The 20,931-nt window shown below is 67.7% G+C and carries 21 protein-coding genes; 15 read left to right on the forward strand and 6 right to left on the reverse strand.

The genetic code is table 11. The features are described from left to right. Nucleotides 1–25: 25 nt before the first annotated feature. Entirely contained in the window at nucleotides 26–1,129 is a 1,104-nt protein-coding gene (locus LZC94_04560; GenBank protein WXB16552.1) for a 2-dehydropantoate 2-reductase, read from the forward strand. A gap of 2 nt (nucleotides 1,130–1,131) precedes the next feature. Continuing rightward, on the forward strand, nucleotides 1,132–1,983 hold the full coding sequence (locus LZC94_04565; GenBank protein WXB16553.1) for a 1-acyl-sn-glycerol-3-phosphate acyltransferase: 852 nt from the start codon (nucleotides 1,132–1,134) through the stop codon (nucleotides 1,981–1,983). Nucleotides 1,984–2,010: 27 nt separating this feature from the next. On the opposite strand, the gene LZC94_04570 is transcribed toward LZC94_04565, so the two are convergent. Beyond that, nucleotides 2,011–2,655: a DUF3105 domain-containing protein gene (locus LZC94_04570; GenBank protein ID WXB16554.1), complete on the reverse strand. Its 645-nt coding sequence runs from the start codon at nucleotides 2,653–2,655 to the stop codon at nucleotides 2,011–2,013. 159 nt (nucleotides 2,656–2,814) lie between these two features. Between LZC94_04570 and LZC94_04575 the strand changes: the two genes are divergently transcribed. The 3 genes from LZC94_04575 (at nucleotide 2,815) to LZC94_04585 (ending at nucleotide 5,983) form a co-directional block, all read left to right on the forward strand. Then, nucleotides 2,815–3,849, forward strand: coding sequence for a deoxyhypusine synthase family protein (locus LZC94_04575; protein WXB16555.1), 1,035 nt, complete (start codon nucleotides 2,815–2,817; stop codon nucleotides 3,847–3,849). 131 nt (nucleotides 3,850–3,980) lie between these two features. Beyond that, nucleotides 3,981–5,246: an FAD-binding oxidoreductase gene (locus LZC94_04580; GenBank protein ID WXB16556.1), complete on the forward strand. Its 1,266-nt coding sequence runs from the start codon at nucleotides 3,981–3,983 to the stop codon at nucleotides 5,244–5,246. After that, on the forward strand, nucleotides 5,243–5,983 hold the full coding sequence (locus tag LZC94_04585; protein WXB16557.1) for an SDR family NAD(P)-dependent oxidoreductase: 741 nt from the start codon (nucleotides 5,243–5,245) through the stop codon (nucleotides 5,981–5,983). Before LZC94_04580 ends, LZC94_04585 begins: the two co-directional genes overlap by 4 nt. A gap of 18 nt (nucleotides 5,984–6,001) precedes the next feature. On the opposite strand, the gene LZC94_04590 is transcribed toward LZC94_04585, so the two are convergent. Continuing rightward, the gene (locus LZC94_04590; GenBank protein ID WXB16558.1) at nucleotides 6,002–6,742 is read right to left on the reverse strand and encodes an SDR family NAD(P)-dependent oxidoreductase; all 741 of its coding nucleotides are present in this window, start codon (nucleotides 6,740–6,742) and stop codon (nucleotides 6,002–6,004) included. Between the two features lie 108 nt (nucleotides 6,743–6,850). On the opposite strand from LZC94_04590, the gene LZC94_04595 reads away from it, so the two are divergent. Beyond that, nucleotides 6,851–7,420, forward strand: coding sequence for a Uma2 family endonuclease (locus LZC94_04595; protein ID WXB16559.1), 570 nt, complete (start codon nucleotides 6,851–6,853; stop codon nucleotides 7,418–7,420). 65 nt (nucleotides 7,421–7,485) lie between these two features. Here the strand turns inward: LZC94_04595 and LZC94_04600 are convergent, their stop codons facing one another. The 4 genes from LZC94_04600 to LZC94_04615 all read right to left on the reverse strand — a co-directional run bounded on the left by LZC94_04600 (nucleotide 7,486) and on the right by LZC94_04615 (nucleotide 11,768). Then, nucleotides 7,486–9,390 (reverse strand): HEAT repeat domain-containing protein, encoded by a 1,905-nt coding sequence (locus LZC94_04600; GenBank protein ID WXB16560.1) that lies wholly within the window; start codon nucleotides 9,388–9,390, stop codon nucleotides 7,486–7,488. Between the two features lie 19 nt (nucleotides 9,391–9,409). Then, nucleotides 9,410–10,216: a phosphatidylcholine/phosphatidylserine synthase gene (locus tag LZC94_04605; protein ID WXB16561.1), complete on the reverse strand. Its 807-nt coding sequence runs from the start codon at nucleotides 10,214–10,216 to the stop codon at nucleotides 9,410–9,412. 124 nt (nucleotides 10,217–10,340) lie between these two features. Beyond that, nucleotides 10,341–11,072: an FAD-dependent oxidoreductase gene (locus LZC94_04610; protein ID WXB16562.1), complete on the reverse strand. Its 732-nt coding sequence runs from the start codon at nucleotides 11,070–11,072 to the stop codon at nucleotides 10,341–10,343. 27 nt (nucleotides 11,073–11,099) lie between these two features. Next, complete coding sequence (locus LZC94_04615) at nucleotides 11,100–11,768, reverse strand: hypothetical protein (GenBank protein WXB16563.1); 669 nt, start codon at nucleotides 11,766–11,768, stop codon at nucleotides 11,100–11,102. 27 nt (nucleotides 11,769–11,795) lie between these two features. Here LZC94_04615 and LZC94_04620 point away from each other — a divergent pair, with 27 nt between their 5' ends. The 9 genes from LZC94_04620 to LZC94_04660 all read left to right on the forward strand — a co-directional run bounded on the left by LZC94_04620 (nucleotide 11,796) and on the right by LZC94_04660 (nucleotide 20,785). Further along, nucleotides 11,796–12,215 (forward strand): hypothetical protein, encoded by a 420-nt coding sequence (locus LZC94_04620; GenBank protein ID WXB16564.1) that lies wholly within the window; start codon nucleotides 11,796–11,798, stop codon nucleotides 12,213–12,215. Between the two features lie 49 nt (nucleotides 12,216–12,264). After that, a complete protein-coding gene (gene ccsA, locus LZC94_04625) occupies nucleotides 12,265–13,173 on the forward strand; it encodes a cytochrome c biogenesis protein CcsA (protein ID WXB16565.1) in 909 nt (302 codons plus the stop codon). 47 nt (nucleotides 13,174–13,220) lie between these two features. Beyond that, complete coding sequence (gene hemA, locus LZC94_04630) at nucleotides 13,221–14,543, forward strand: glutamyl-tRNA reductase (protein WXB16566.1); 1,323 nt, start codon at nucleotides 13,221–13,223, stop codon at nucleotides 14,541–14,543. A gap of 13 nt (nucleotides 14,544–14,556) precedes the next feature. Then, on the forward strand, nucleotides 14,557–15,462 hold the full coding sequence (gene hemC, locus LZC94_04635; GenBank protein ID WXB16567.1) for a hydroxymethylbilane synthase: 906 nt from the start codon (nucleotides 14,557–14,559) through the stop codon (nucleotides 15,460–15,462). 77 nt (nucleotides 15,463–15,539) lie between these two features. Further along, on the forward strand, nucleotides 15,540–16,283 hold the full coding sequence (locus LZC94_04640) for a hypothetical protein (protein WXB16568.1): 744 nt from the start codon (nucleotides 15,540–15,542) through the stop codon (nucleotides 16,281–16,283). 7 nt (nucleotides 16,284–16,290) lie between these two features. After that, complete coding sequence (locus LZC94_04645; GenBank protein ID WXB16569.1) at nucleotides 16,291–17,460, forward strand: pyridoxal-phosphate dependent enzyme; 1,170 nt, start codon at nucleotides 16,291–16,293, stop codon at nucleotides 17,458–17,460. Beyond that, complete coding sequence (gene udk, locus LZC94_04650; GenBank protein WXB16570.1) at nucleotides 17,453–18,079, forward strand: uridine kinase; 627 nt, start codon at nucleotides 17,453–17,455, stop codon at nucleotides 18,077–18,079. Before LZC94_04645 ends, udk begins: the two co-directional genes overlap by 8 nt. Nucleotides 18,080–18,575: 496 nt before the next feature. Then, entirely contained in the window at nucleotides 18,576–19,232 is a 657-nt protein-coding gene (locus tag LZC94_04655; protein ID WXB16571.1) for a sigma-70 family RNA polymerase sigma factor, read from the forward strand. Continuing rightward, nucleotides 19,229–20,785, forward strand: coding sequence for a FecR domain-containing protein (locus tag LZC94_04660; GenBank protein WXB16572.1), 1,557 nt, complete (start codon nucleotides 19,229–19,231; stop codon nucleotides 20,783–20,785). The genes LZC94_04655 and LZC94_04660 overlap by 4 nt, the downstream gene beginning before the upstream one ends. Nucleotides 20,786–20,931: the final 146 nt, after the last annotated feature.

Consider the following 20,931-nt stretch of genomic DNA (forward strand, 5'->3'; position numbering starts at 1 on the left):
CCCACCTGTGAGGTAAAAAGGGCCGGTGGACGGACTAGCGGACCAAAAGCAACGGGTTCTGGTCGTCGGGTGCGGAGGGCTCGGCGGCATCGTCACGGCCTCGCTGCTGGAGCACGGCCGCGCTTCGCAGGAAGGACATGTCGACGTCGTGGCCTTCTCGCGCAACCGCGCGGTGGCTCGCGCCGTCGCGGAGCGCGGCTTCGTGCTGCGCGGCGTCGAAGGTGCCCGTGCGGTCGAAGGGCGCGTGGTGGATGCGCTCGGGCCGGATACGGCGCCGTTCGATTGGATCATCCTGGCGGTGCAGCCCACGCAGGTGGAGGAGGCGGCGCGATCCGTCGTGTCGCACCTCGCCGAGGGCGGCGCGATGGTGTGCCTTCAGAACGGCCTTTGCGAGGAGCGCGTCGCGCAAATTGCGGGGCCGGAGCGGGTCCTGGGGGCGGTGGTCGCGTGGGGTGGATCCATGGTCGAACCCGGCGTGTACGATCGCACGGCCGCCGGAGGCTTCACGGTGGGGCGCATCGATGGCAAGGACGACGAGCGTCTGGCCAAGCTCGCGCTCCTCCTCGAGCCCATCGGCCCCGTGACCGTCACCTCGAACCTCGCGGGGGCGCGCTGGAGCAAGCTCGCCATCAACTGCGCCATCTCCACCCTGGGAACCTTGGGCGGCAAGGCGCTGGGCCCGCTCATGCTGCACCGCTTCGTGCGAAGGCTCGCGTTGGAGGTGGTGACCGAGGCGGTGGAGGTCGCGCGCGCCGAGAAGATCCGCTTGGAGAAGGTGTCGGGCACCCTCGACATCGATTGGATTGCCCTCACGGACGCGGAGCGTCACATGAGCGGCTCGCCCGGCCTGGTCGCCAAGCATGGAATGCTGCTGGCGGTGGGCGCGCGCTACCGCCGCATGCGCTCGTCGATGCTGGCGGCCATCGAGCGCGGGCAGGAGCCGCCGGTCGACTTCCTGAACGGCGAGATCACGCGACGCGGCCGCAAGCATGGAATTTCGACGCCGTTCAACCACGAAGCGTGCAACATGGTGCATGCCATCGCGGCAGGAACGATGAAGTCGGGGCTGTCCACTCTCGAGGAGCTCGCGCGAAGGGCCCCTCGTTCCGTCCTCGAGCTCGGCGGGTGACCATGGCGCGCAAGATCGTAACCTTGCTTCTCTGGACGTTTCTGGGCCTCACATCGGTGGTCTGCCTCCTCGTGGCGGTCGTGCTCTGGGTGGTGACCGCGCCCTTCGATCCCCAGCGCCGCGTGAACCATATGTGGTCGTGCGCGTGGGCCAGCATCTACGCGGTCTTCTACCCGGGCTGGAAGGTCCGCACCATCCACCGCGATCGCATCGCGCCGAATCAGGCCTACGTGATGGCGGCGAACCACACGTCCATCGCGGACATCGTGCTGCTCTTTACGCTGTTCCGGCAGTTCAAGTGGGTCTCGAAGCGGGAGAACTTCAACCTCCCGATCCTCGGCTGGAACATGTGGCTCTCGAAGTACATCCCGCTCGTGCGCGGCGACGCGACGAGCACGCGCATCATGCTCGAGCGCTGCCGCAAGTTCCTGCGCGAGGGCATGAGCATCATGATGTTCCCCGAGGGGACGCGCTCGCGCGACGGCCGCGTAAAGCCCTTCAAGCACGGCGCCTTCACCCTGGCGCACGAGACGGGTGTGCCGGTGGTGCCCATCGCCATCCACGGAGGGCACGCGCTCATCCCCAAGCACGGCACCACCTTCGCGGCCACCGCGGAGCTCACCGTCGAGGTGCTCGAGCCCATCCCGTCCACGCAGTTCGACGATCCCGTCGAGCTCGGAAATGCCGTGCGCCGCCGCATCGTCGAGGCGTTGGCGAGCCACGATCGCACCTTTGCGCTCGGCTTCGACGGCGCCGTTCCCGGTGAAAGCGAGGCGGGCGAGGGGAGCACAGAGTCCGCGCCGGTGGTCGATCTCGCGGCGTCGTCGCTCGACGGCCACGCGCCGGAGGCTTGATCCCGGTCGGCCGTCCGGCGGCGACCTTCAGAAGTGATCCCAGCCGTTGCCGCACACCGGCTCGGGCCCTTGGCCGTAGTGCTGCCGCGCAAAGTCTTCGAGGCTCGCGCGGTCGAGGCAACCGCCGCGGTACGTCCATCCCCAGGCGGCGGCCGCGATCGGCACGTCCAGCAGCGGATCGGGCGTGATGAGGGCGCGCACGCGCACGCCTTTGCCCTCGTTCGTACAGAGCGGATCGTCCGGTAAGCTCTTCACGACCGTGCGAAGGAGCTCCACGATCTCCGAGCACGCGGCCGCGCCATCGCCCGTCGCGTACTTGTCGCAGTTGTAGGCGAACACGATGGCGCCGTGCTCCAGGTCGTGCACGTAGTTGCGGCGCGGAACGGGGGTCGTAAACTCTCGATACGCAGCCCAAACCGGATCGTGCAGCCCGCTCGACGGTGGATTCGAGTTGTACGAGGCTTCGACCCCGGCCGCCAGATGGGGCGCGCGTGGAAGCTCCGGCGGCGCATCGACGACGATCTCGCACGATGCATCGGGGATGACCGTGACCACCCGCCGATCCTGCGAGGCATCGCGCGAACCGGTGGTGCCGGGCGAAGCCGTGTCCTCCCCGCAAGCAAGCGGGCCGATCGACGCGAGTGTTGCCGCCGTCACAACGAAGAAAAGCACGCGGCGCGGGTGGCGCATGCACCCAGCTTATCGCGAAGGCACGGCGAGCGCGATCCCGCGCCGAGCGACCCGCGCCCGTCCGCTCGTGCTACTGTCCGCGGCCCACCCTGACCCTGCGCGATCCTTCGACCACGTGCTAAAGAGCGCCCGGAACCTGCCATGACGACTGCCCCGAACCTTCCGATCCTCGAGTTCGTTCTGAAGAACTACAAGAACTTCAACTCGCGTGCGACGCGCGATGCGCTGCTGGCGTATTGGCGGCACATTGAAGCGGGCGGCAAGATGTTTTGGGCGGTGGCCGGCGCCATGTCGTCCGCCCAGCTCGGCATCACCTTGGCCCCGGCGATTCGGGAGGGCTTGATTCACGGCCTCTCGGTGACGGGCGCCAACCTGGAGGAGTCTCTCTTCCGGCTGGTAGCGCACCATAGCTACAAGGATTTTCCCGACTACCGCTACTTCACCAAGGAGCAGGACACGAAGATCCTCGAGAACCGGATGCGGCGGGTGACCGACACCAGCATCCCGGAGGACGAGGCCTTTCGCGCCGTGGAAAAGTTCATCGTCCCCATGTGGACGCGCGCGACCCAAGGCGGCGAGCGGCGCTTTTGGCACGAGTACTTCTATGAGTTGATCCAGAACGTCGGCGCGGATCTGCACGAGGGAAATCCGGAGGAATGTTGGCTCCTGGCCGCCGCCCGGGCGAAACTCCCCATCGTGGTCCCCGGCTACGAGGATTCGACCTTCGGCAATATTTTCGCTTCCCACGTCAAGTTGGGCGAGTGCGGCGCCAGCATCGTCAAGTCGGGAATCGAGTACATGGCGGCCTTTTACGACCAGTACCGCGAGCTATCTGCATCGGCCGGCGGCGCGGGGCTTGGTTTCTTCCAAATTGGCGGCGGTATCGCGGGCGACTTCCCTATTTGCGTGGTGCCGTCGATCAAGTATGACCTCGCCGAGCCGGTCAAACCCTGGGCCTACTTCTGCCAAATTTCGGATTCGACGACGTCCTACGGATCGTATTCCGGGGCGACGCCCAACGAGAAAATTACGTGGGACAAGCTGACACAAGACACCCCGATGTTCGTGATCGAGTCCGACGCGACGATCGTGGCCCCACTGTTGCTCAGCGCGCTGCTCGAATGCAAACGGCATCCGGACGAAGCGAAGGCGCTCATCGCGAAATTATCGGGATAAACCGCGTGCAGGACCGAATCCGCGCGTCCACGGCGACTCCCCTTGCAACCGCGACAACCGAGTCGCGCCCTGTGCGCTGGGAGCCCACCCTGTCTGGCTGGGGCCGGTTGCAGGTACCCGGGCGCGAATCGATGGCGGAAAACCTGGAGACCGCCACCTACGGCGCCGTCCTCTGCCGCGGCCTGGGGCGCTCGTACGGCGACTCGTCGCTCCCCGCCAAGGCGAGCGACAAGGTGGTGGCCACCCGCCTGGCAAACCGCATCCTCCACTTCGACCCTTCCACCGGGGTGCTTCGTGCGGAGGCGGGCGTCTCGCTGGTGGAGCTGAATCGGCTCTTCATCCCCCGCGGCTGGTTCTCCCCCGTCACGCCGGGGACCAAATTCGTGACCCTCGGCGGCATGGTCGCCAGCGACGTGCACGGCAAGAACCATCACCGCGAGGGGTGCTTCGGCGCCCACGTGCGCGCGCTCCGCATGCGCCTCGCCGACGATAGCCTCATCGAGTGCTCGCCCGCCGAGCACGCGGATTTGTTTTACGCCACCATCGGCGGGATGGGCCTGCTCGGGCACATCCTCGAGGTGGAGTTCGTGCTGCACCGCATTCCCGGGCCGTGGGTGTGGATGGAGAGCGAGCGGGTCGCCGACCTCGATGCCTTCCTCGCCGCCCTCGGCGAGGCCGCGCCGAAGTGGCCGATGACCATGGGGTGGATCGATTGCCTGCACCGCGGTCGCACCATGGGGCGCGGCATCCTCATGGCGGGCCGCTGGGCCGAGCCGGGTGAGGTCTCCGCCGAGCCGCCGCGGCCAACGCGCGAAAAATCGGTCCCGTTCGAGTTCCCGAACTGGGCGCTCAACCCGTTCACCGCAAAGGCGTTCAACGCGGCCTTCTACTGGAGACACTTTCGGCGGCATTTCAAAGGCCCGATCGCGCCCGAGCCGTTCTTTTATCCGCTCGACGCGATCCACGATTGGAATCGCGTGTATGGTGCACGCGGTTTTACGCAGTACCAGTGCGTCTTGCCGCGCGCCGCGGGAGCTGCGGCCGTGCGCGAGTTCATGGATCGGCTGACCAAGCTGGGCGCGGCCTCCCCGCTGTGCGTAATCAAGGATTGCGGGCCCGAGGGGAAGGGGATGCTGTCCTTTCCCCTGGAGGGCACGTCCATCGCGGTCGACATGGCCGTCTCGCCGGACATTCAGCGTGTGGTCGACAGCCTGAACGAGTTCGTCATCGAGGCGGGCGGGCGCATCTATCTCACGAAGGATCGCTTCACCCGGCCCGCTCACTTCCGGGCGATGGAGCCGCGGCTCGAGAAGTTCTTGGCCGTCCGCGAGAAGTGGGATCCGCAGAGGCGTCTGCGGAGCGCCCAATCGGTGCGTCTGTTCGGAGATCCTGTTTGAAGGCAGTCGTTCTCGGCGGCACCAGCGGAATGGGACGAGCGATCGCGCAGCGCCTCGCCGAGCGCGGCGACGCCGTCTTCCTTTTGGGGCTCGACGAACCCGATCTCGAGCGCAGCGCCAGCGACTTGAAGGCGCGGCACCCCAAGCACGCCCCCATCGGCTACGCGCTCTGCGATCTCGAGCGCCCCGAAGGCTTCGCCGCGGCGCTGGACGCGGCCGACTCCGCCCTCGGCGGCTTCGATTCGGTCATCGTCACCGCGGCCATGTTCGCGACCCAAGACGCGCTCGAGGCCGACGTCGAATTGGCGCGGAGGCTGGTCACCGTCAACTACGCCAACACCGTGGTGTTCTGCGAGCACGCGCGCAAGCGCCTTTTGTCGCGCGGCGGCGGCCGGCTCACCGTGTTCTCGTCGGTGGCGGGCGACCGAGGCCGCAAGCCGGTGGCCATCTACGGCTCGAGCAAGGCGGGGCTATCGGTGTACCTCGAGGCGCTGGACCACAAGTTCCACGCGGCCGGCCTGTCGGTGCTCTGCGTGAAGCCGGGCTTCGTCAAGACGGCGATGACCACCGGGTTGAAGCCCCCGCCGTTCGCGGGCGAGCCCGATCGCGTGGCGGCCAGCGTGGTGCGCGCGATGGACGCGCGCAAGCCCGTCCTCTACGCGCCGGGCATCTGGGCGCTGATCCTGCTCATCATCCGCTGGCTGCCCCGCTTCGTGATGCGCAAAATCAACTTTTGACGGCGCGCGCTCCGGCGCTCATCGCCCGGAGAGGAACGGCAAGAGCTGGAAGACGCGCTCGGGCGTGTTCTTCACCACCGGCATGATGGCGCGCCAAAACGATGGCACGTATGCCTCGGGTGTGCCCGCGTCGATGGCGACCACGATGTCGCGCGCGACCTGCGCGGGCTTTCCGAACAGGGCGTGCTTGGCATGATCGCGCGTCATCGGCGTATCGACGGGGCCGAGCTTGAGCGTGGTCACCGTCACCCCCGCGGCGTAGAGCCGTGTGCGCAGCCCTTGAAGATAAACATTGAGCGCGCCCTTGGCCGCGCCGTACGTGTAATTGCGCGGTCGTCCGCGGTCGCCCGCGACCGACGTAATGACCCCGATGCGCCCCGCGCGCATCGCTTCCATATGGTTCGCCAGGGGAATGAGCAACGACACGACGCTCGTGAAGTTGGTGCGCAAAATGGCTTCCGCCTCCTGGAACGAGCGCTCGCTCGCCAGCTGGTCCCCGATATCGCCATGGGCGACGAGCACCGTATCGATCCCTTCCAGGGCCGCCATCGCCCGCGTCGCAACCGCTTCGTTCGACTCGAGCTTGGCAAAATCGGCCGCTTCCGTCGTCACCCGCACATTCCCACAGCGCCGCGCGACCTCGGCGAGCTTGTCGGGGTTGCGTCCGACCAAGTGGAGTCGATCGCCCCGCAGGGCATAAATTTGTGCGGCTTCGGCCGCAATCGAAGAGGTGGCACCGAGGATCAAGATGCGTTGCATGGCGCGGAGTATAGGGCGAAGAGGCGGCCCGTGAGTGAGCCGTGCGGGTGGTTCGCGTGCGGCGGGGCGATCGGGTAAGCTGATGGCGATCGGTTAGGAGAAGCCGCCGTGGTCGCCGTACAAAGCCCTCGCTACGTTCCTTACGACGAGTTTCTGCGCATGGAGACGCAGAGCGACGAGCGACACGAGTGGGTGGACGGTGTAGTTCGTGCGATGACCCGGGGAACGCCCGAGCACGGGAGGCTCGGAGGACGTTTCCTCTTGCGGGTGTTTGGTTCGTTGCTCGACGAGAACTGCGAGCTGTTCTTGTCCGATACACCCATTTTCATCGAAGCCGCGCAGCTTCACACGTACGCCGACGTCAGCATCGTGTGCGGCCCCCTGGTGACACGCGTGGTGCATGACAGAAATGGCAAGAGCATCGGCGAAGCCGTGATGAACCCCACGTTGATCGTCGAAGTGCTCTCGGACTCGACGGAGCGCTACGATCGCGGCAGCAAGTTCGACGCGTACAAGAAGCTCTCTTCTCTCAAAGAATACGTGCTCGTCTCGCAGAACGAGCGCCGCATCGAGGTGCGCTCCCTTCGCGACGGCGAGTGGACGACGCAAATCGCCGGCGCAGGTCAGAGCATCCACGTGCACGGCCGCGACGTCGCCGTCGACGCCATTTACGGCTAACCCGCCTCCGTCGCAGCGTTAAGCGGTCGCGCGCCGATGGTGCGCATCGGTGGCGCGCGTCGAAATCACGCCGCGATCCCCCGCGCCCGCAAAATCTCTCGCAGCGCATGCTGCACATCGGGCGGGCTTGCCCCGAGCGACGCGCGCGCCAATTCGACGAAGCGCGAGCCGCGCGTTCGCTTGAGCCCCTCGAGCGCCGCGTGGCGATCGATGGGCGCGCCATGTTCCAGGACGCCCAGTAAAAACTCGGCGGCCTCGCGCGAATCGACGTGGGCGAGGGCGCGCAGGGCGGCGGCGCGCACGGGGGCGGAGGAGGATTCGCGCACGATGCGGGCGAGCGGATCGAAGGCGTGGGGAAAATAAAGGGACTCGACGGCGCGCGCGGCTTGCTCCACCACGGCGGGATCGGGATCGCCGAGGCCGGCGCGGACGGTGACGAAGCTGCGCTTGAAGAAGAGCGACTGCATCGCGTTCATGACCGCGATGCGCACCTGGCGCTCGGGGCGCGTGAACAGCCGCTCGAGCGGAGAGAGCACCGCGTACATTTGAAGCTGGGAGAGCTGCTCGGCCAGCCGCACGCGCGCGTTGGTGGCGGCGGCGTCGCTGGGGCCATCGCCCATGATGGCGCCGCTCTTGGGGACCGGCTCGACGGCGAAGGCCGTGAGCCGCGTCAGCAATGCCTTGCGGCGGATCAGATCGGGGAGGGCGGGGTTGAGGAGCAAGTCGGCGCACGCCTCGGCCGCGCTTCCTTGCTGCTCCCACTCCACCAGATCGACGTGCCACACCTCGGTCATGTGATTGTCCTGCCGCAGGTGCGACGGGAGCTGCGCCGCGTTCAGCATCTCGTCGCGAACGCCCGCGTACCGCTTGGCCGCGCGCGCATAGTGCGCCTTTCGCGTCGGCTCCAAGTCCATCTGACTCAGCTTGTCGTAGAGCACCCCCACTTGCACGAACTGCCCCAGCTCCCCCAGCGAAACGATGGCCGCCAGCAGCGCATTCTCCGCGATCTCGGGCGGCGCGCCGCGCTCGATCTGCTGCGCGGCCACGTCGTGCCAGAGCTGCGCCTGCACCGTCGCGTAGTAGGTGCTCGCGGAGTGGAGGGAGAGCGCCCTCGCGTACTCGGACGCTTCGCGCGCCAGGGTCGCGGCGGCCGAATATTCTTTGTGCTCCTTGGCGACCGAGAGCGCATCCTCGAAGTACTGAAGCGCGAAGTACTTCAAATGATCCTCGCGAAGGATCCGAATGCAATTCACGTATCCCTCGAGGATGTTCTCGAACATCCCCCCCTCGCGCCCGATTTGCACCAGCACCTGAAAGCAATCGAACGCCCGCTCCCGTTGCCCGAGCGACTCGAAGTGATCCGCCGCTTCTTCGAGCAGCCGCACCGCCGCCACGATGGCCTCGCGCGCCTGCGAAGGATCGCCGCACTGCTTCGCGCACCGCGCGAGATTGAACTGCGCCAGCGCCGCATGGTACGCGTCGGCGTTCCCCATGCTCCCCGCCGCGCTCCGCGGCCCTCGAAGCACCTGCGAGAGCCGCGACCAGAGCGCCCGCGCCTCCTGCCACTGCCCCGCCTTCTCCCGATAAATGGCGGCCGACGCCACCAGGCCGCTCTCCTCCATCTCGCGCCCCGCCGCCGCGACCTCTCCCGCCGAGGCCAAGGTGCGCGCCCGATCGACGTGCGGCACCGTGCGCAGCATCCGCGAATCGAGCACGCGCTCCCGCTCCCCGCGCATGTCCGGCGGCGACCGGTCCGACTGCGACAAATACCAGCCGACCGTGAGCGCGCTGCGCGCATCGCCCTTTTTGGCCAGCGCCGACTCGAGCGGCCGCAGGATCGAGACATAGTCGCTCTCGGAGATCTGCGTCTGCTGCGCGACCGTGATCAGCGCCAGAATGGCGTCGTCGTAGTTGCCCCGCGCGGCCGCTTGCCGTGCGCGCTCTCGGTAGTAGTGAATCTCGTCGAGCAAGAGCCTAGCTCACGACCCGTCAGGTCGGCGGCAAGCTCGCGCGCGCCCGGGCCCGTTCGCGGCGGCGGCGCGGGAGCGAGACGATCATCTCGAAGAGGCCGATGCCCACGTAGACGGACAGGAGCCAGATCAAGACGAACGCCGGCCGGTACTGCAGCCCCACCACGACGCTCGACCCTACCGCGAAGGCCACCAGCGCCACCGAGCTGGCGTTGAAGCGCAGGTCTTTGAACGACCGGAACTTGATGGTCGAGACCATCAGGAACGTCAGGAACAACGTGAGCACGATCATCGGCCACACGTACTTGGGCCCCGCCAGGCTGCCGGCGACGGCGTGGTTGGCCACCACCAGCGAGATGAGGATGCCGGCGGCGCCCGGGACGGTGAGCCCCACGATGTACTTGCCCGGCTTGGTGGGCTTGCCACCTTCGCCCATGGTCAGCACATTGAAACGTGCGAGGCGCACGGCGCCGGCGCCCACGAAGCAGAACGCGACCACCAGACCGAGCACGCCCTTTTGATGGAGCGACCATCGGTAGACGAGGATGGCGGGCGCGCAGGCGAAGGAGATCACGTCGGCCAGCGAGTCGATTTGGAGGCCGAAGGCGCTCTGCGTCTTGGTGAGGCGCGCGACGCGGCCATCGAGCATGTCGAACAGGAGCGCGAAGACGAGCAGGATCGAGGCGCGGTAAAAATCGTCGTCGCTCGTGGCCTCGCTGCTCAGGCGGATCGAATCGAACCCGCAGAAGATGCTCGAAAGCGTGATCATGTTGGGCAGCAAGAAGAGCGTCTTCCTGAGATCGAGCTTTCGACGGGGCGCTACCATGGCTGTCGTTGAATCTGCCTTTCGCGGGGGCTTCCGTAAAGTATCCCCTTTCGATGTTCGGGTGTCTTCGGACAAAGCGCAACAAAACGCGCCAAGCCTGGTCGGTCCGCCGTCCAGCTTGCGCTCAGTCGTAACGCTCCGAGTGAACTTGCTCGCGCGTGGCGTTCAACTCCTTGCGAAGCAGATCGCGCACCGTGCTCACCATCCGCTTGAGGCCGCAAATATAGGCGTGTGGCGCGCCAAGCCCCAGGTTCGCCAGCGCATGCCAAAGATCCGGGACATGCGTCTGCACATAACCCCGGCGTCCGGTCCACACCTCGCTGCCGCGGGATAATGTCGGCTCGAAGCGGATATGGGGGTGCTTCTGGGCGAGCTCCTCGAACTCGTCGCGATAGAGAAGGTCGCTCTCGCGGCGGACGCCGAAGACGAGCCACATGGGCAAGCCGTGCCCGACCGCGACCGCCGTCTTGATCATGCTCCGCAGGGGGGTCACGCCGGTTCCGGTGGCGATGAACAGGGAGGGGCCCGTCTTATCGAGCGGCCGCGTGAAGAAGCCCTGCGGCCCAACCGCGGTCAAGGTCGCTCCCGGCGCGAGCTCGTGCAAAAACGTGGACCCCGGCCCGCCCTCGACATGGGTGATGGCCAGCTGAAACCGCGACGAGCCCGCGGGCGGCGACGCGATGGAGTAGCTTCGGCGAAGCTCCCCCTCGACCCGCGGGAGAATCAGGCTGATCCACTGCCCCGCCTCGAACGCGAACGGGGTGCCGTCGCCGCGCTCGAAGGTGAGCTCCCGAACTGCGGGGGAGAGTTGGCGTTTTTCGGTCAATCGAACTTCGAACGTGGGCGGTAGCGGCACGGCAGATTTTCCGTCTTCTCGGTGATTCTAGGGGCTCTTGAACGGCTTTCGGAGGGTCGCCCTGGGCGAGGTTCCCACGAGATTTTCCGGGCGGTAAGCGTAGGACGCTTTCACCCGCGCATGTGATCTCAGATTTCGCTCCATGCGCAAGAGCGCATCGAGGGTGTCACCCCCAACCATGCCGCGCTCGTGCGCAGCGTCCAGCACGTGCCCAATCGGGTCGGTGGCGTCCTCCGGGTGGAACAACGCCCCCGGCAACAGCGCGATCTCCATCGGGTTATCGCGCGCGACCACCCGGCCGTCCAAGAGCGCCGAGGCCTGAAGCGCCTCGTGAAGACCGGGATCGGGCATCCCCACCACGAACTCCGCGCCCGACCAGCGGTCCACCAGCTTCCAGCCGTCCTCGCCCCGCTCCGCGTGGAAGAGCCCGCGGTGGGCGCGCGCCAGCGGTCGGGTCCACGCCAGAATCGCTTGGCGCAAGGGTCCCGATGTAGCAGACGCGACCGTGGTGGCCAGGCCTTGCGTGGTGAGCGCATCGTCCCAAAAAGCGCGGATGCGCACCTCGAACCAGGGATCGTCCGGTCCAAACCGACCCGTCCGCTCCTCGAAATGGTGCCGCATTTCCTTGATACGGGACGCGAATGGGGGCGTTCCGCCGCACGTCACCATCGCCTCGTACACGGCGAGAAAGTCCATCGAGCAAAAAGGGGTATAGTCCAAGCGATGCAAAATCGGGTCTTCTTCCCGCAAACCGCCCTCGACCAATGGCTCATCGGTGGCGCGGTCGACCTGCGCGGTACAGAACTGACCATCGTGGGGGAAGCGCGCCGTTATCAGCTTGCGGAGGCCGTCCACGTGGTGCGCGAGGTTTCAGGCAGCGAGGATCAGAACGATCTGGTCGGGCGCGTGAAATCCAAGGTCTTTTTGCAAGAGTTCGGCGCCGAGCTCCTGGAGAACTCGATGATCCTCGGCGACAACGCCTACGATGTGGAAACGGGATGGTTGGGCGCCCCCGTGGGAACCTTCGACGAGCATGTGGCCTCGGTGGATCGCGCCACGCGCGGCAGCCACGATTTCGAGGGTGACGAGCCAAAAACCGACGAAGATCTCCTCGCGCGCTTCCTCTTGCGGACCCTAAAATAGCGCTGCCCTCAAATCACGCACCTTACGGAACCGCCCCGGATCCCTCCCCATGACCATGGCCCACGCCTCCGACCTGCTCTTCGTCCTGACCGCGGCGAGCTATCTCGTGGCGACGGTTCTTTTCGTGGCGTACCTCGCGGGCGCCGGTCGATCGAAGGACCCCGGCGACGCCCACGTTTCGCGCTCCCGCAAGTGGGGGAGCGTCGCGTACGGCGCGCGCTTCGTGCTGGCAGGGGCGGTGATGCACGCTGGGCACATCGTCATGTCGTCCCTCGTGCTGAAAGTGTGCCCGGTGGAGGACATGCACTTTGGGATGAGCGTCGTCTCGGTGCTCGCCTGTGCGGCCTATTTGGTCGCGCGCAGCCGTTACCGCATCGACGGTCTGGGTGCCTTGGTCGCCCCGCTGGCGCTCACGTTTTTGCTCGCCTCGCGCGTCGCGGCCATCGGCGCGCAGGAGCCTTCGGCGCGCATGAAGAGCGCGATTTTGCCGCTGCACGTGACGGTGAACTTGCTCGGTGAGGCGCTGTTCACCTTGGCCTTCTGCGCGGCCGTCGCGTACCTCGTGCAGGAAAATCGGCTCAAGACGAAGCAAGTGGGCGGCCTCTTTCAGCGCCTTCCGCCGCTCGATGCGCTCGACAAAGCCGAGCACGTTTTTCTGCTGGCTGGCTTTCCGATGCTCACCATCGGCATCCTCACGGGCACCGTATGGGCGCGGCGCATCGATATCGCAGGCTCCGCCGAAATTGCGCGCGCCGCGTTCGGTTACGCCACCTGGATCCTCTTTGCCTCGGTCCTGGTCCTTCGAGCCGTCGCCGGGTGGCGCGGGCGCCGGGCTGCCTATGGAACGATCGCCGGCTTTGGCTTCGCCGTGCTGGTGCTCCTCATCTACTTGCTGCGAAGTCCGGTCCCGGTGCAGGACTTGCAGGCACTCGATCTGACCGGGATGGATAAATTGTGATCTCTCTCCTCGTCGTTGGCCTCTCGCATCGAACCGCGCCTGTAGAAGTGCGTGAGCGCTTCGCCGCCAACGGTGACGCGTTGCCGCAAGTGCTCGCGCGCCTGGCTGGACGACCGGAGCTGCGGGAGACCGTCTTTCTGTCCACCTGCAACCGCGTGGAAGTTTTCGCCAACGCCGCAGCGCGGGGCGGCGTCAAGCAAGCGCTCCTGGCCATCCGCGAGGTCCTGGCCGCGTACGCGAGCGTGTCGCCCTCGGAGATTTCTCAGTACCTCTACGAGAAGCACGGCGAGGATGCGGTCCGGCACATCTTCCGCGTGACCGCCAGCCTCGACTCGATGGTCCTCGGCGAGCCGCAGATCCTCGGCCAGGTGAAGGACGCGTACGAGGCCGCGCTGGCGGCGGGCACCTTGGGACATCTGCTCGGCCGGTGCGTGCACCGCGCGTTCACCGTGGCCAAGCGCGTGCGCAGCGAGACGGCGCTCGGCGCGGGCCTGGTGAGCATCAGCAGCGTGGCCGTGGATCTCGCGCGGCGGATCTTCGGCGATCTCGCGGACCACACGGTTCTCCTCGTCGGCGCGGGCGAAATGGCGGAGGCCGCGGCCAAGAGCCTCGGCCGCGGCGGACGCCCCATTCGCATCGTCAACCGCACCTTTGCGACCGGCGAGGCGCTGGCCAAGGAGTTCGGCGGCACCTGCTCTCCGTGGAGCGCGCTCGAGGACGAGCTGCGCATGGCCGACGTGGTGGTCACCAGCACCGGCGCGAACACGTTCGTCGTCACGGCGGACATGGTCAAACGCGCCATGCGCGCCCGCAAAGGGCGCACCTTGTTTTTCATCGACATTGCCGTCCCACGCAACGTGGACCCGGCCGTGCACGGGCTCGACAACGTGTACGTCTTCAATGTCGATGACCTCGAGCAGCAGGTCGCCGAGGGGCTGAAGTCCAGGCAGAAAGAAGTCAGTGTGGCGGAGCGAATCGTCAACGCCGAGCTCACCGAGTACGTCTCGTGGGCGCGAGGTCTCGACGTGCAACCCGCCGTCGTCGCCCTGCGCGCCAAGACGCGCGCCGTCTTGCTCGGGGAATTGGAGCGCACCCTGTCGGGGCGTTTGAAGCACCTCGGGGAGGGCGACCGCGCCGCGCTCGAGCAAATGATGGAGAGCGCCGTGAACAAGCTTTTGCACGCGCCCACCACCCGCCTCAAGGCCGGCGCCGCCAACGGCACCGAGGGCGAGCACGTGAACGCCATCAAGCACCTGTTCGATTTGCCCGAGCCGCCCCGCACCTCGGATCCGCCGGAGATCGCGGGCCCGTTCGGGTCCGGGGCCGGCTCCGTCGCCGAGAAGGATGACGACGAGCGGCTTCCGCATTAGAGAATGCCGCCCGATGCGCCTGGTCTACGCCACTCGAAAATCGCTCCTCGCCCTCGCCCAATGCCGCGCCGTGATCGCGCGCTTGCGGGCGATCCATCCGCACGTCGAGTGGGTCGAAGAACAGGTCGTCACCAGCGGCGACAAGATCCAAGATCGCCCGCTCGCGGACATCGGGGGCAAAGGGCTCTTCGTAAAAGAAATCGAAGAGCGCCTGCTCGATGGCCGCGCGCAAATCGCGGTGCACTCCATCAAAGACGTGCCGGGCGTCATCCCCGAGGGCCTGGCCATCGTCTGCGTCCCTGCACGCGAAGACCCCCGCGACGCGCTGGTGGCCCCGCGCCATGCTTCGCTCGCCGCGCTCCCCCCCGGGGCCACGGTCGGCACCAGCAGCCTGCGCCGGCTGGTGGCGCTCAAGAACGCGCGCCCCGATTTGAACGTCGTGCCCATGCGCGGCAATGTCGACACGCGCCTTCGCAAGGTGGACGCGGGCGAGGTCGACGCCATCGTCCTGGCCAACGCCGGCTTGATCCGGCTCGGGCTCGGGGCGCGCGTCACCGAGCTGCTCGCGCCCGAGGTGTCGCTGCCCGCCGTGGGCCAAGGGGCGCTCGGCATCGAAGCGCACGAGGGCGACGAGGCCACGCGCGCCTTGCTCGCACCCTTGCACGATCCGGTCACCGGCATTTGCGTGGCCACCGAGCGGGGGGTGATGATCGCGGTCGAAGGAGACTGCCGTACGCCCATCGCGGCGCACGCGATCCGCACGGCGGAGGGCGCGCTCCATCTGCGAGCGTTCATTGCGAATCCCGATGGGACCCATTGTCGTACGACTGAACGGACGATTCCGTGGCCTTCGTCGGAGTCGGAGGCCGCGGGGGTGGGTCGCGACGTCGGTCACCATCTACTTGCCCAAATTTCGTAGCTGATTATTCTCGGGCGCCTATACCGATGCGTTGTCCAAGCTTCCTCGCCCGTGCCACCCGTTTTGCCGCCGCCGCGATGCTGCCTGGTCTGGTCGGTCTTGCCAGTTTCGCGGGTCTCGTCGCGGCCGAGGGGAGCGCGTGGGCCAAGGGCGCAGGCCCGGGCGATCCGCAGAAGCTCGAGGTTCCCGGCCACGCCGCCGCGTATTTTTACCCGCCTGGCGGGGGCGGTCTTCAGCCGATTCTGATGTTCCTGCACGGCCGCGGGGGCAACCCCTCGGAGGATTGCCGCAAGTGGGCGCGTGTGGCCACGCAGTTTGGGTGGGTCGTCTGCCCGCAAGGCCCCGAGGATCGGGGTGGTGGTGCGCGCGGGTGGGGGAACAACCCCGTTGCGGGCAAGGACACCATCGACTCGGTGGTCAAGGCATTGCGTGCAAAGTACAACCGTCGGGTGCAGCTGCGGAACAATGTCCTCATCGGCTTCAGCGAGGGCTCGTTCATCGCCATGCAGGTCGGCATCAAGGATCCGCAGACCTGGGACAAGTGGCTCATTCTGGCGGCCAACGACCAATACTGGTGGGGCGAGGAGAACAAGCACCTCCTCGAGGAAGGCAAGAAGCGCATCCACCGCGTCTACCTCTACACGGGCCAGAACGACGAGGTGGCGGAGAACACCAAGCGCGTCGAGAAGATGCTCAAGGACGCGAAGATCCCGGTGCGCATGAACATCGTGAACGGTCTCGGCCACGAGGTCCCCGCCGATCGCATGGTCACGAACTACCGCCGCCCGCTGCTTTGGCTGATGGCAGCGAAGAAGCCGTGAGCGCGCCATGACCACCGAGGGCTCCAACCGAGATTTCGCGCCGCGCATGAGGGTCGTCCCCTCGCGCCAAGTCATCACCGATCGTCCGTTCGCGCCGGTCTCGAACGAGACCCCCGCCATCCACCGCGCGTTCTTCGACGACATGCGGCCGCTCCCGGCCCGCTTCCCCACCGCGCGCCTGCGCGAGGTGACCTTGGTGCGCGCCGCCGATCTCGACGAGCGCGTCGATCCCACGGGGCAGACGCGCGTCTGGTACGCCATCGAGTCCCTGCAGGTGACCGGGAGCTTCAAGGTCCGCGGCGCGCTGGTGTCCATCGAGGCGTGCATCAAGCGCGCGGGCACCGCCTCGGGGCTGCGCGTGGTGGCGGCGAGCGCCGGCAACCACGGCGCCTCCATGGCGTACGCCGCGTCGGTGCTGGGCGTGCGGGCCACCATCTTCGTGCCCCAGGGCGCGCCGGCCGCCAAGTGCGAGCGCATCATGTCGTACGGCGCCGAGCTTCGGTACGCGTCCTCGCCGTATTACGACGACGCGGAGGCCGCGGCCATGGAGATGGCCGAGGCCGAGGGGCTGTCGTTCATCTCGCCGTACAACGATTTGCACGTCATCGCCGGCAACGGTGGCTCGCTCGGCTACGAGATCGCGCGGGTCCTCGGCCGCGTTCCCGAGCATGTGCTCCTCCCATTCGGAGGCGGCGGGCTCGCCACCGGCGTGGCCTGGTCCTTGGCCGACGCGGCGGGCGAGACCCTTGGCCAAGTGCCGCGCGTATGGGGCGTGCAGAGTGAAGTCTCGCCGGTCATGGCGGATTCGCTCGAGCGGGGCGCTGCCATCGAGCGCTTCCTGCCGGAGGGCCCCACCTTGGCCGAAGGCCTGGAGGGCGGAATCGCCGCCGACGCCTTTGCGCGGGCGCGTTCGTCCATCGGCGGGGTCATCGTGGTCTCCGAGGCCGCGATCGGGCGCGCGATGCACTACGTCTATTGCGATCTCGGGTTGTTGGTGGAGGGCAGCTCCGCCACCGCGCTCGTCCCGCTCATGCGCTCGAGCGAGCGCTTCCCGCTGGCGCTCGGCGTGCGCGGCGGCGATCTGGTCGTCCTCATCACGGGCCGCAACGTGGACCGCGCCACCTGGGAGCGCGCGGTGGCACCGTACACTGCGCACACGGCACGATCTCGTGACTGACGCACCGCCGCTCGTACTCGGAATCGCCGGTGGCTCGGGTTCCGGAAAAAGCACCATTGCGCGCGCCATCCTCGCGGCGCTGCCCGCGGGCGCGGGGCTCCTCATCGAGCAAGATCACTACTACCGGTCGCAAGCGCACCTGCCGTTCGAGGAGCGTGAGCGGGTCAACTACGATCACCCCGACGCGCTGGAGATGCCGCTCCTCGCGCAGCACGTGGCGGCGCTCCGCGCGTGGGAGCCCATCGAGCGACCCAGCTACGATTTCTCGCGCCACGATCGCTGCCCCGATCTCACGCGGGTGGAGCCGGTGCCGGTCATCGTGGTGGAGGGCATCCTCGTTCTGGCCGACGAAGTTTTGCGTTCGCTCTTCGACGTGAAGCTCTTCGTCGACACCGACGCCGACATCCGCCTGATGCGCCGCATCCGCCGCGATCTCGAGCACCGCGGACGCACCTTCGGTCAAGTGCGCAAGCAGTATTACGAGAGCGTGCGCCCGATGCACATGGCCTTCGTGGAGCCGTCCAAGCGCTTCGCGGATATCATCGTGCCCGAGGGGGGCGAGAATCGGGTCGCGCTGGAGCTCCTGGTGAGCCATGTGCGTGCGCGCATCATGCGGTAGCAAGCGGGGCGGTGGCGGCGGTGGGCGTCGCGGCCGCGTTGGCGGTGGCAGTCGCGGTGCCAGTCGCGGCGGCGGTGGCTGTCGTGGCGGTGGCGGTGGCTGTCGTGGCGGCGGTGGGCGTCGCGGCCGCGTTGGCGGTGGCAGTCGCGGTGTCAGTGGCGGCGGTGGCAGTCGTGGCGTTGGCGGTGGCTGTCGTGGCGACGGTGGGCGTCGCGTTGGCGGCGTCGGTGGCAGTCGCGGTGCCAATGGGGTGTCGCGGCCGCGTTGCATTGGCGGTGGCAGTCGCGGCGGCGGTGGCGCGCGATGGCAGTCGCGGTCGCGGTGGTGGGTGGCGATGGGCAGTCGTGGCGGCTACGGCAGCCGCGGTGCCAATGGGTGTCGTGGCGGCGGTGGCAGTCGCGGCGGCGATGGGTGTCGTGGCGGTTATGGGCGTCTTTGTGCGGGCTTGGTCGAAAGTTGACCCGTGGAAGGGCCGTCGGGTCACTTTAGAGGCTCCGTGGGACGATGGCTTGCCGACTCCGAAGAGGCGCTTCCAGCGCGCGCGCCCGCCATGGGACCTCGGCTGGTCACGAGCGACGAGCTCCTGGTTGCAGGGCTGCGGGCCGGCGACGTCGACGCGCGGGCGCGCTTCTTCGATGCCCACGCCGCGGACGTGCGGCGCATTTTGCTTCGCATCCTGGGGTCCGACGTCGAGCTTCCGGATTTGGTGCAGGAGGTTTTTCTGCGCGCCATGACCGGGATCGCGCGGCTCGACGATGCTTCGTCGCTTCGCCCGTGGCTGACGGGGATCGCTGTGTTCACGGCCCGCGAGTGCATCCGCCGGCGTCAAAGGCGGCGCTGGCTCGTGTTTCTTCCGAACGAGAAGTTGCCGGAGCCGGAGGCCGATTCCGCGTGCACGGATGCCGATGCCAGCGAGGCGTTGGCCGCCACGTACCGGGTGCTGGAGCGGCTCGGGGTGCACGAGCGGATCGTGTTCACCCTTCGGTTCATCGACGGCATGGAGCTGCTCCAAATCGCGGAGGCGTGCGACATGTCGCTCAGCACCGTCAAACGCCGGCTGGCCGCCGCCGAGCGACGCTTTACGAGCTTGGCGCGCCATCATCCTGCCCTCTCCGAGTGGCTCCAGCGAGGTGACCGATGGAACGGCGCATGAAACCGGCGCGTTCGCGGCCTTCGTCGCCGCTCGGGCGCTTGGGGGCGAAGCTCGCGGAGCTTCAGGACGCGCGCAGCGCGCGCAATGGCGATGCGCTTGCGCGTGCCCGTGCGCGCTTTCTTGCCGCGGCTGCGGCCGCCGATGCCGCGGGGGGGCGCTCGAGGCCGCTCGTGTTGCATCGGTGGGCGTTTGCTTTTGCGACGCTTGCAGCGCTGGCCGCGATCGGGTGGGGCTTTTGGGCGCGCGGGCCGTGGGGGTCGAAGGCGCTCGGAGGCGAGGGGGCTGTGAGCTCCGCGGGCGCCGGGGGCTCCGCGGGGGCTGGGGGCTCTGCGGGGGCTGGGGGCGGTAAGGGTGCTGCGGAGGGGCTCGGAGGGCCGGTGATTGCACCGATTTCGCCGACGGTTGCGTCGGGGAGCTGGATCGCGGCGCCTGTGGCCAAGCCGCTGCCGGTGCGCTTTTCGGATGGCAGCGAGGTGGTGCTCGCGCCATCGTCCCGTGCGCGTGTCGTGGACGCGGGCCGGCGCGGTGCGCGTGTGATCCTCGAGCGGGGGGAGGAGCACGCGCGCATCGTTCATGTGGATGGCGCGGATGGGGAGACGAGCAGCTGGCATTTCGAGGCCGGGCCGTTCGACGTGCATGTGACGGGGACCCAGTTCAAGATCGCATGGCAGCCTGCGGAGGAGGTCTTCACCTTGGCGCTCGAGGAGGGCTCCGTCGTGGTGAGCGGTTGCGGCTTGGGCGGAGGGCGATCCGTTCGCGCCGGTGAATCGTTGCGGCTTACGTGTGCGGAGGAGCGGGCCGTTCCGAAAGGCGCGGCCGCGGGGGATGCGCCAGCGGCGAGCCAAGCGCCCGAGGCACGAAGGACCGCGAAGGAGTCGCGTGAAACGGAGCCGACGAAGACGACGATCCAAACGGAGCCGGCGAAGGAGTCGCGTGAAACGGGGCCGGCGAAGGCGCAAGGCGAAACGGAGCCGGCGAAGACAACGATCCAAGCGGAGCCGGGGAAGCCGTCGCGTGAAACGGAGCCGGCGAAGGCGCAAGGCGAAACGGAGCCGGCGAAGACGGCCGAAACGCGACCCCCCTCGCGACCGGACTGGCGGACCCTCTTCGACGCCGACCGATTTGCGGACGCGTACGCCGCCGCGTCACGCGAGGGGTGGTCGCGGCTTTGCGAGCAGCGCGATGTCTCCGACCTGGTGGCGCTCGCCAATGTCGCGCGGTTCACGGGCCACCTCGACGAGTCGGAGCGCGCACTGCACGCAATTCGCCGGCGCTTCCCCTCGGACGAGCGGGCCGCATGGGCAGCCTTTCAGCTCGGTCGATTGACCCTCGATTCGCGCGGGCGGGCGCACGAAGCTGCCGCGTGGTTCGAAACGGCTTATCGCGAACGACCCTCGGGGCTGATCGCGCGCGAAGCCCTCGGGCGCCTGATGGAGGCGCGCGAGCAGGTCGGCGACATGGACGCGGCGCGCGATACGGCGCGCCAGTACCTGCGGCTCTACCCGTACGGCCCTTATTTCGAGAGGGCATCGCAGCTCGCCGGCCCGCGATGAGCGAACCCTTTCGCGCGCACGGCCAGGCGCCAACCCCGCTGCTCCGCGCGCGCGTGCGCCCGCCCATGTGCCGTCTCCGTCGCGCTCGTCGGCGCGCGATGAGCGAACCTTTTCGCACGCACGGCCAGGCGCCAACCCCGCTGCTC

This window comes from Sorangiineae bacterium MSr11954, assembly GCA_037157815.1.
Taxonomy (GTDB): Bacteria; Myxococcota_A; Polyangia; order Polyangiales; family Polyangiaceae; genus Pendulispora; species Pendulispora albinea.

What these genes read in the sequence shown, in the direction of transcription:
- LZC94_04565 (WXB16553.1), top strand. Translation starts at nt 1,132, where the DNA reads ATGGCGCGCAAGATCGTAACCTTGCTTCTCTGGACGTTTCTGGGCCTC.
- LZC94_04575 (WXB16555.1), top strand. Translation starts at nt 2,815, where the DNA reads ATGACGACTGCCCCGAACCTTCCGATCCTCGAGTTCGTTCTGAAGAAC.
- LZC94_04580 (WXB16556.1), top strand. Translation starts at nt 3,981, where the DNA reads ATGGCGGAAAACCTGGAGACCGCCACCTACGGCGCCGTCCTCTGCCGC.
- LZC94_04590 (WXB16558.1), bottom strand. Translation starts at nt 6,742, where the DNA reads ATGCAACGCATCTTGATCCTCGGTGCCACCTCTTCGATTGCGGCCGAA.
- LZC94_04605 (WXB16561.1), bottom strand. Translation starts at nt 10,216, where the DNA reads ATGGTAGCGCCCCGTCGAAAGCTCGATCTCAGGAAGACGCTCTTCTTG.
- LZC94_04615 (WXB16563.1), bottom strand. Translation starts at nt 11,768, where the DNA reads ATGGACTTTCTCGCCGTGTACGAGGCGATGGTGACGTGCGGCGGAACG.
- LZC94_04620 (WXB16564.1), top strand. Translation starts at nt 11,796, where the DNA reads ATGCAAAATCGGGTCTTCTTCCCGCAAACCGCCCTCGACCAATGGCTC.
- ccsA (WXB16565.1), top strand. Translation starts at nt 12,265, where the DNA reads ATGACCATGGCCCACGCCTCCGACCTGCTCTTCGTCCTGACCGCGGCG.
- hemC (WXB16567.1), top strand. Translation starts at nt 14,557, where the DNA reads ATGCGCCTGGTCTACGCCACTCGAAAATCGCTCCTCGCCCTCGCCCAA.
- LZC94_04640 (WXB16568.1), top strand. Translation starts at nt 15,540, where the DNA reads ATGCTGCCTGGTCTGGTCGGTCTTGCCAGTTTCGCGGGTCTCGTCGCG.
- LZC94_04645 (WXB16569.1), top strand. Translation starts at nt 16,291, where the DNA reads ATGACCACCGAGGGCTCCAACCGAGATTTCGCGCCGCGCATGAGGGTC.
- LZC94_04660 (WXB16572.1), top strand. Translation starts at nt 19,229, where the DNA reads ATGAAACCGGCGCGTTCGCGGCCTTCGTCGCCGCTCGGGCGCTTGGGG.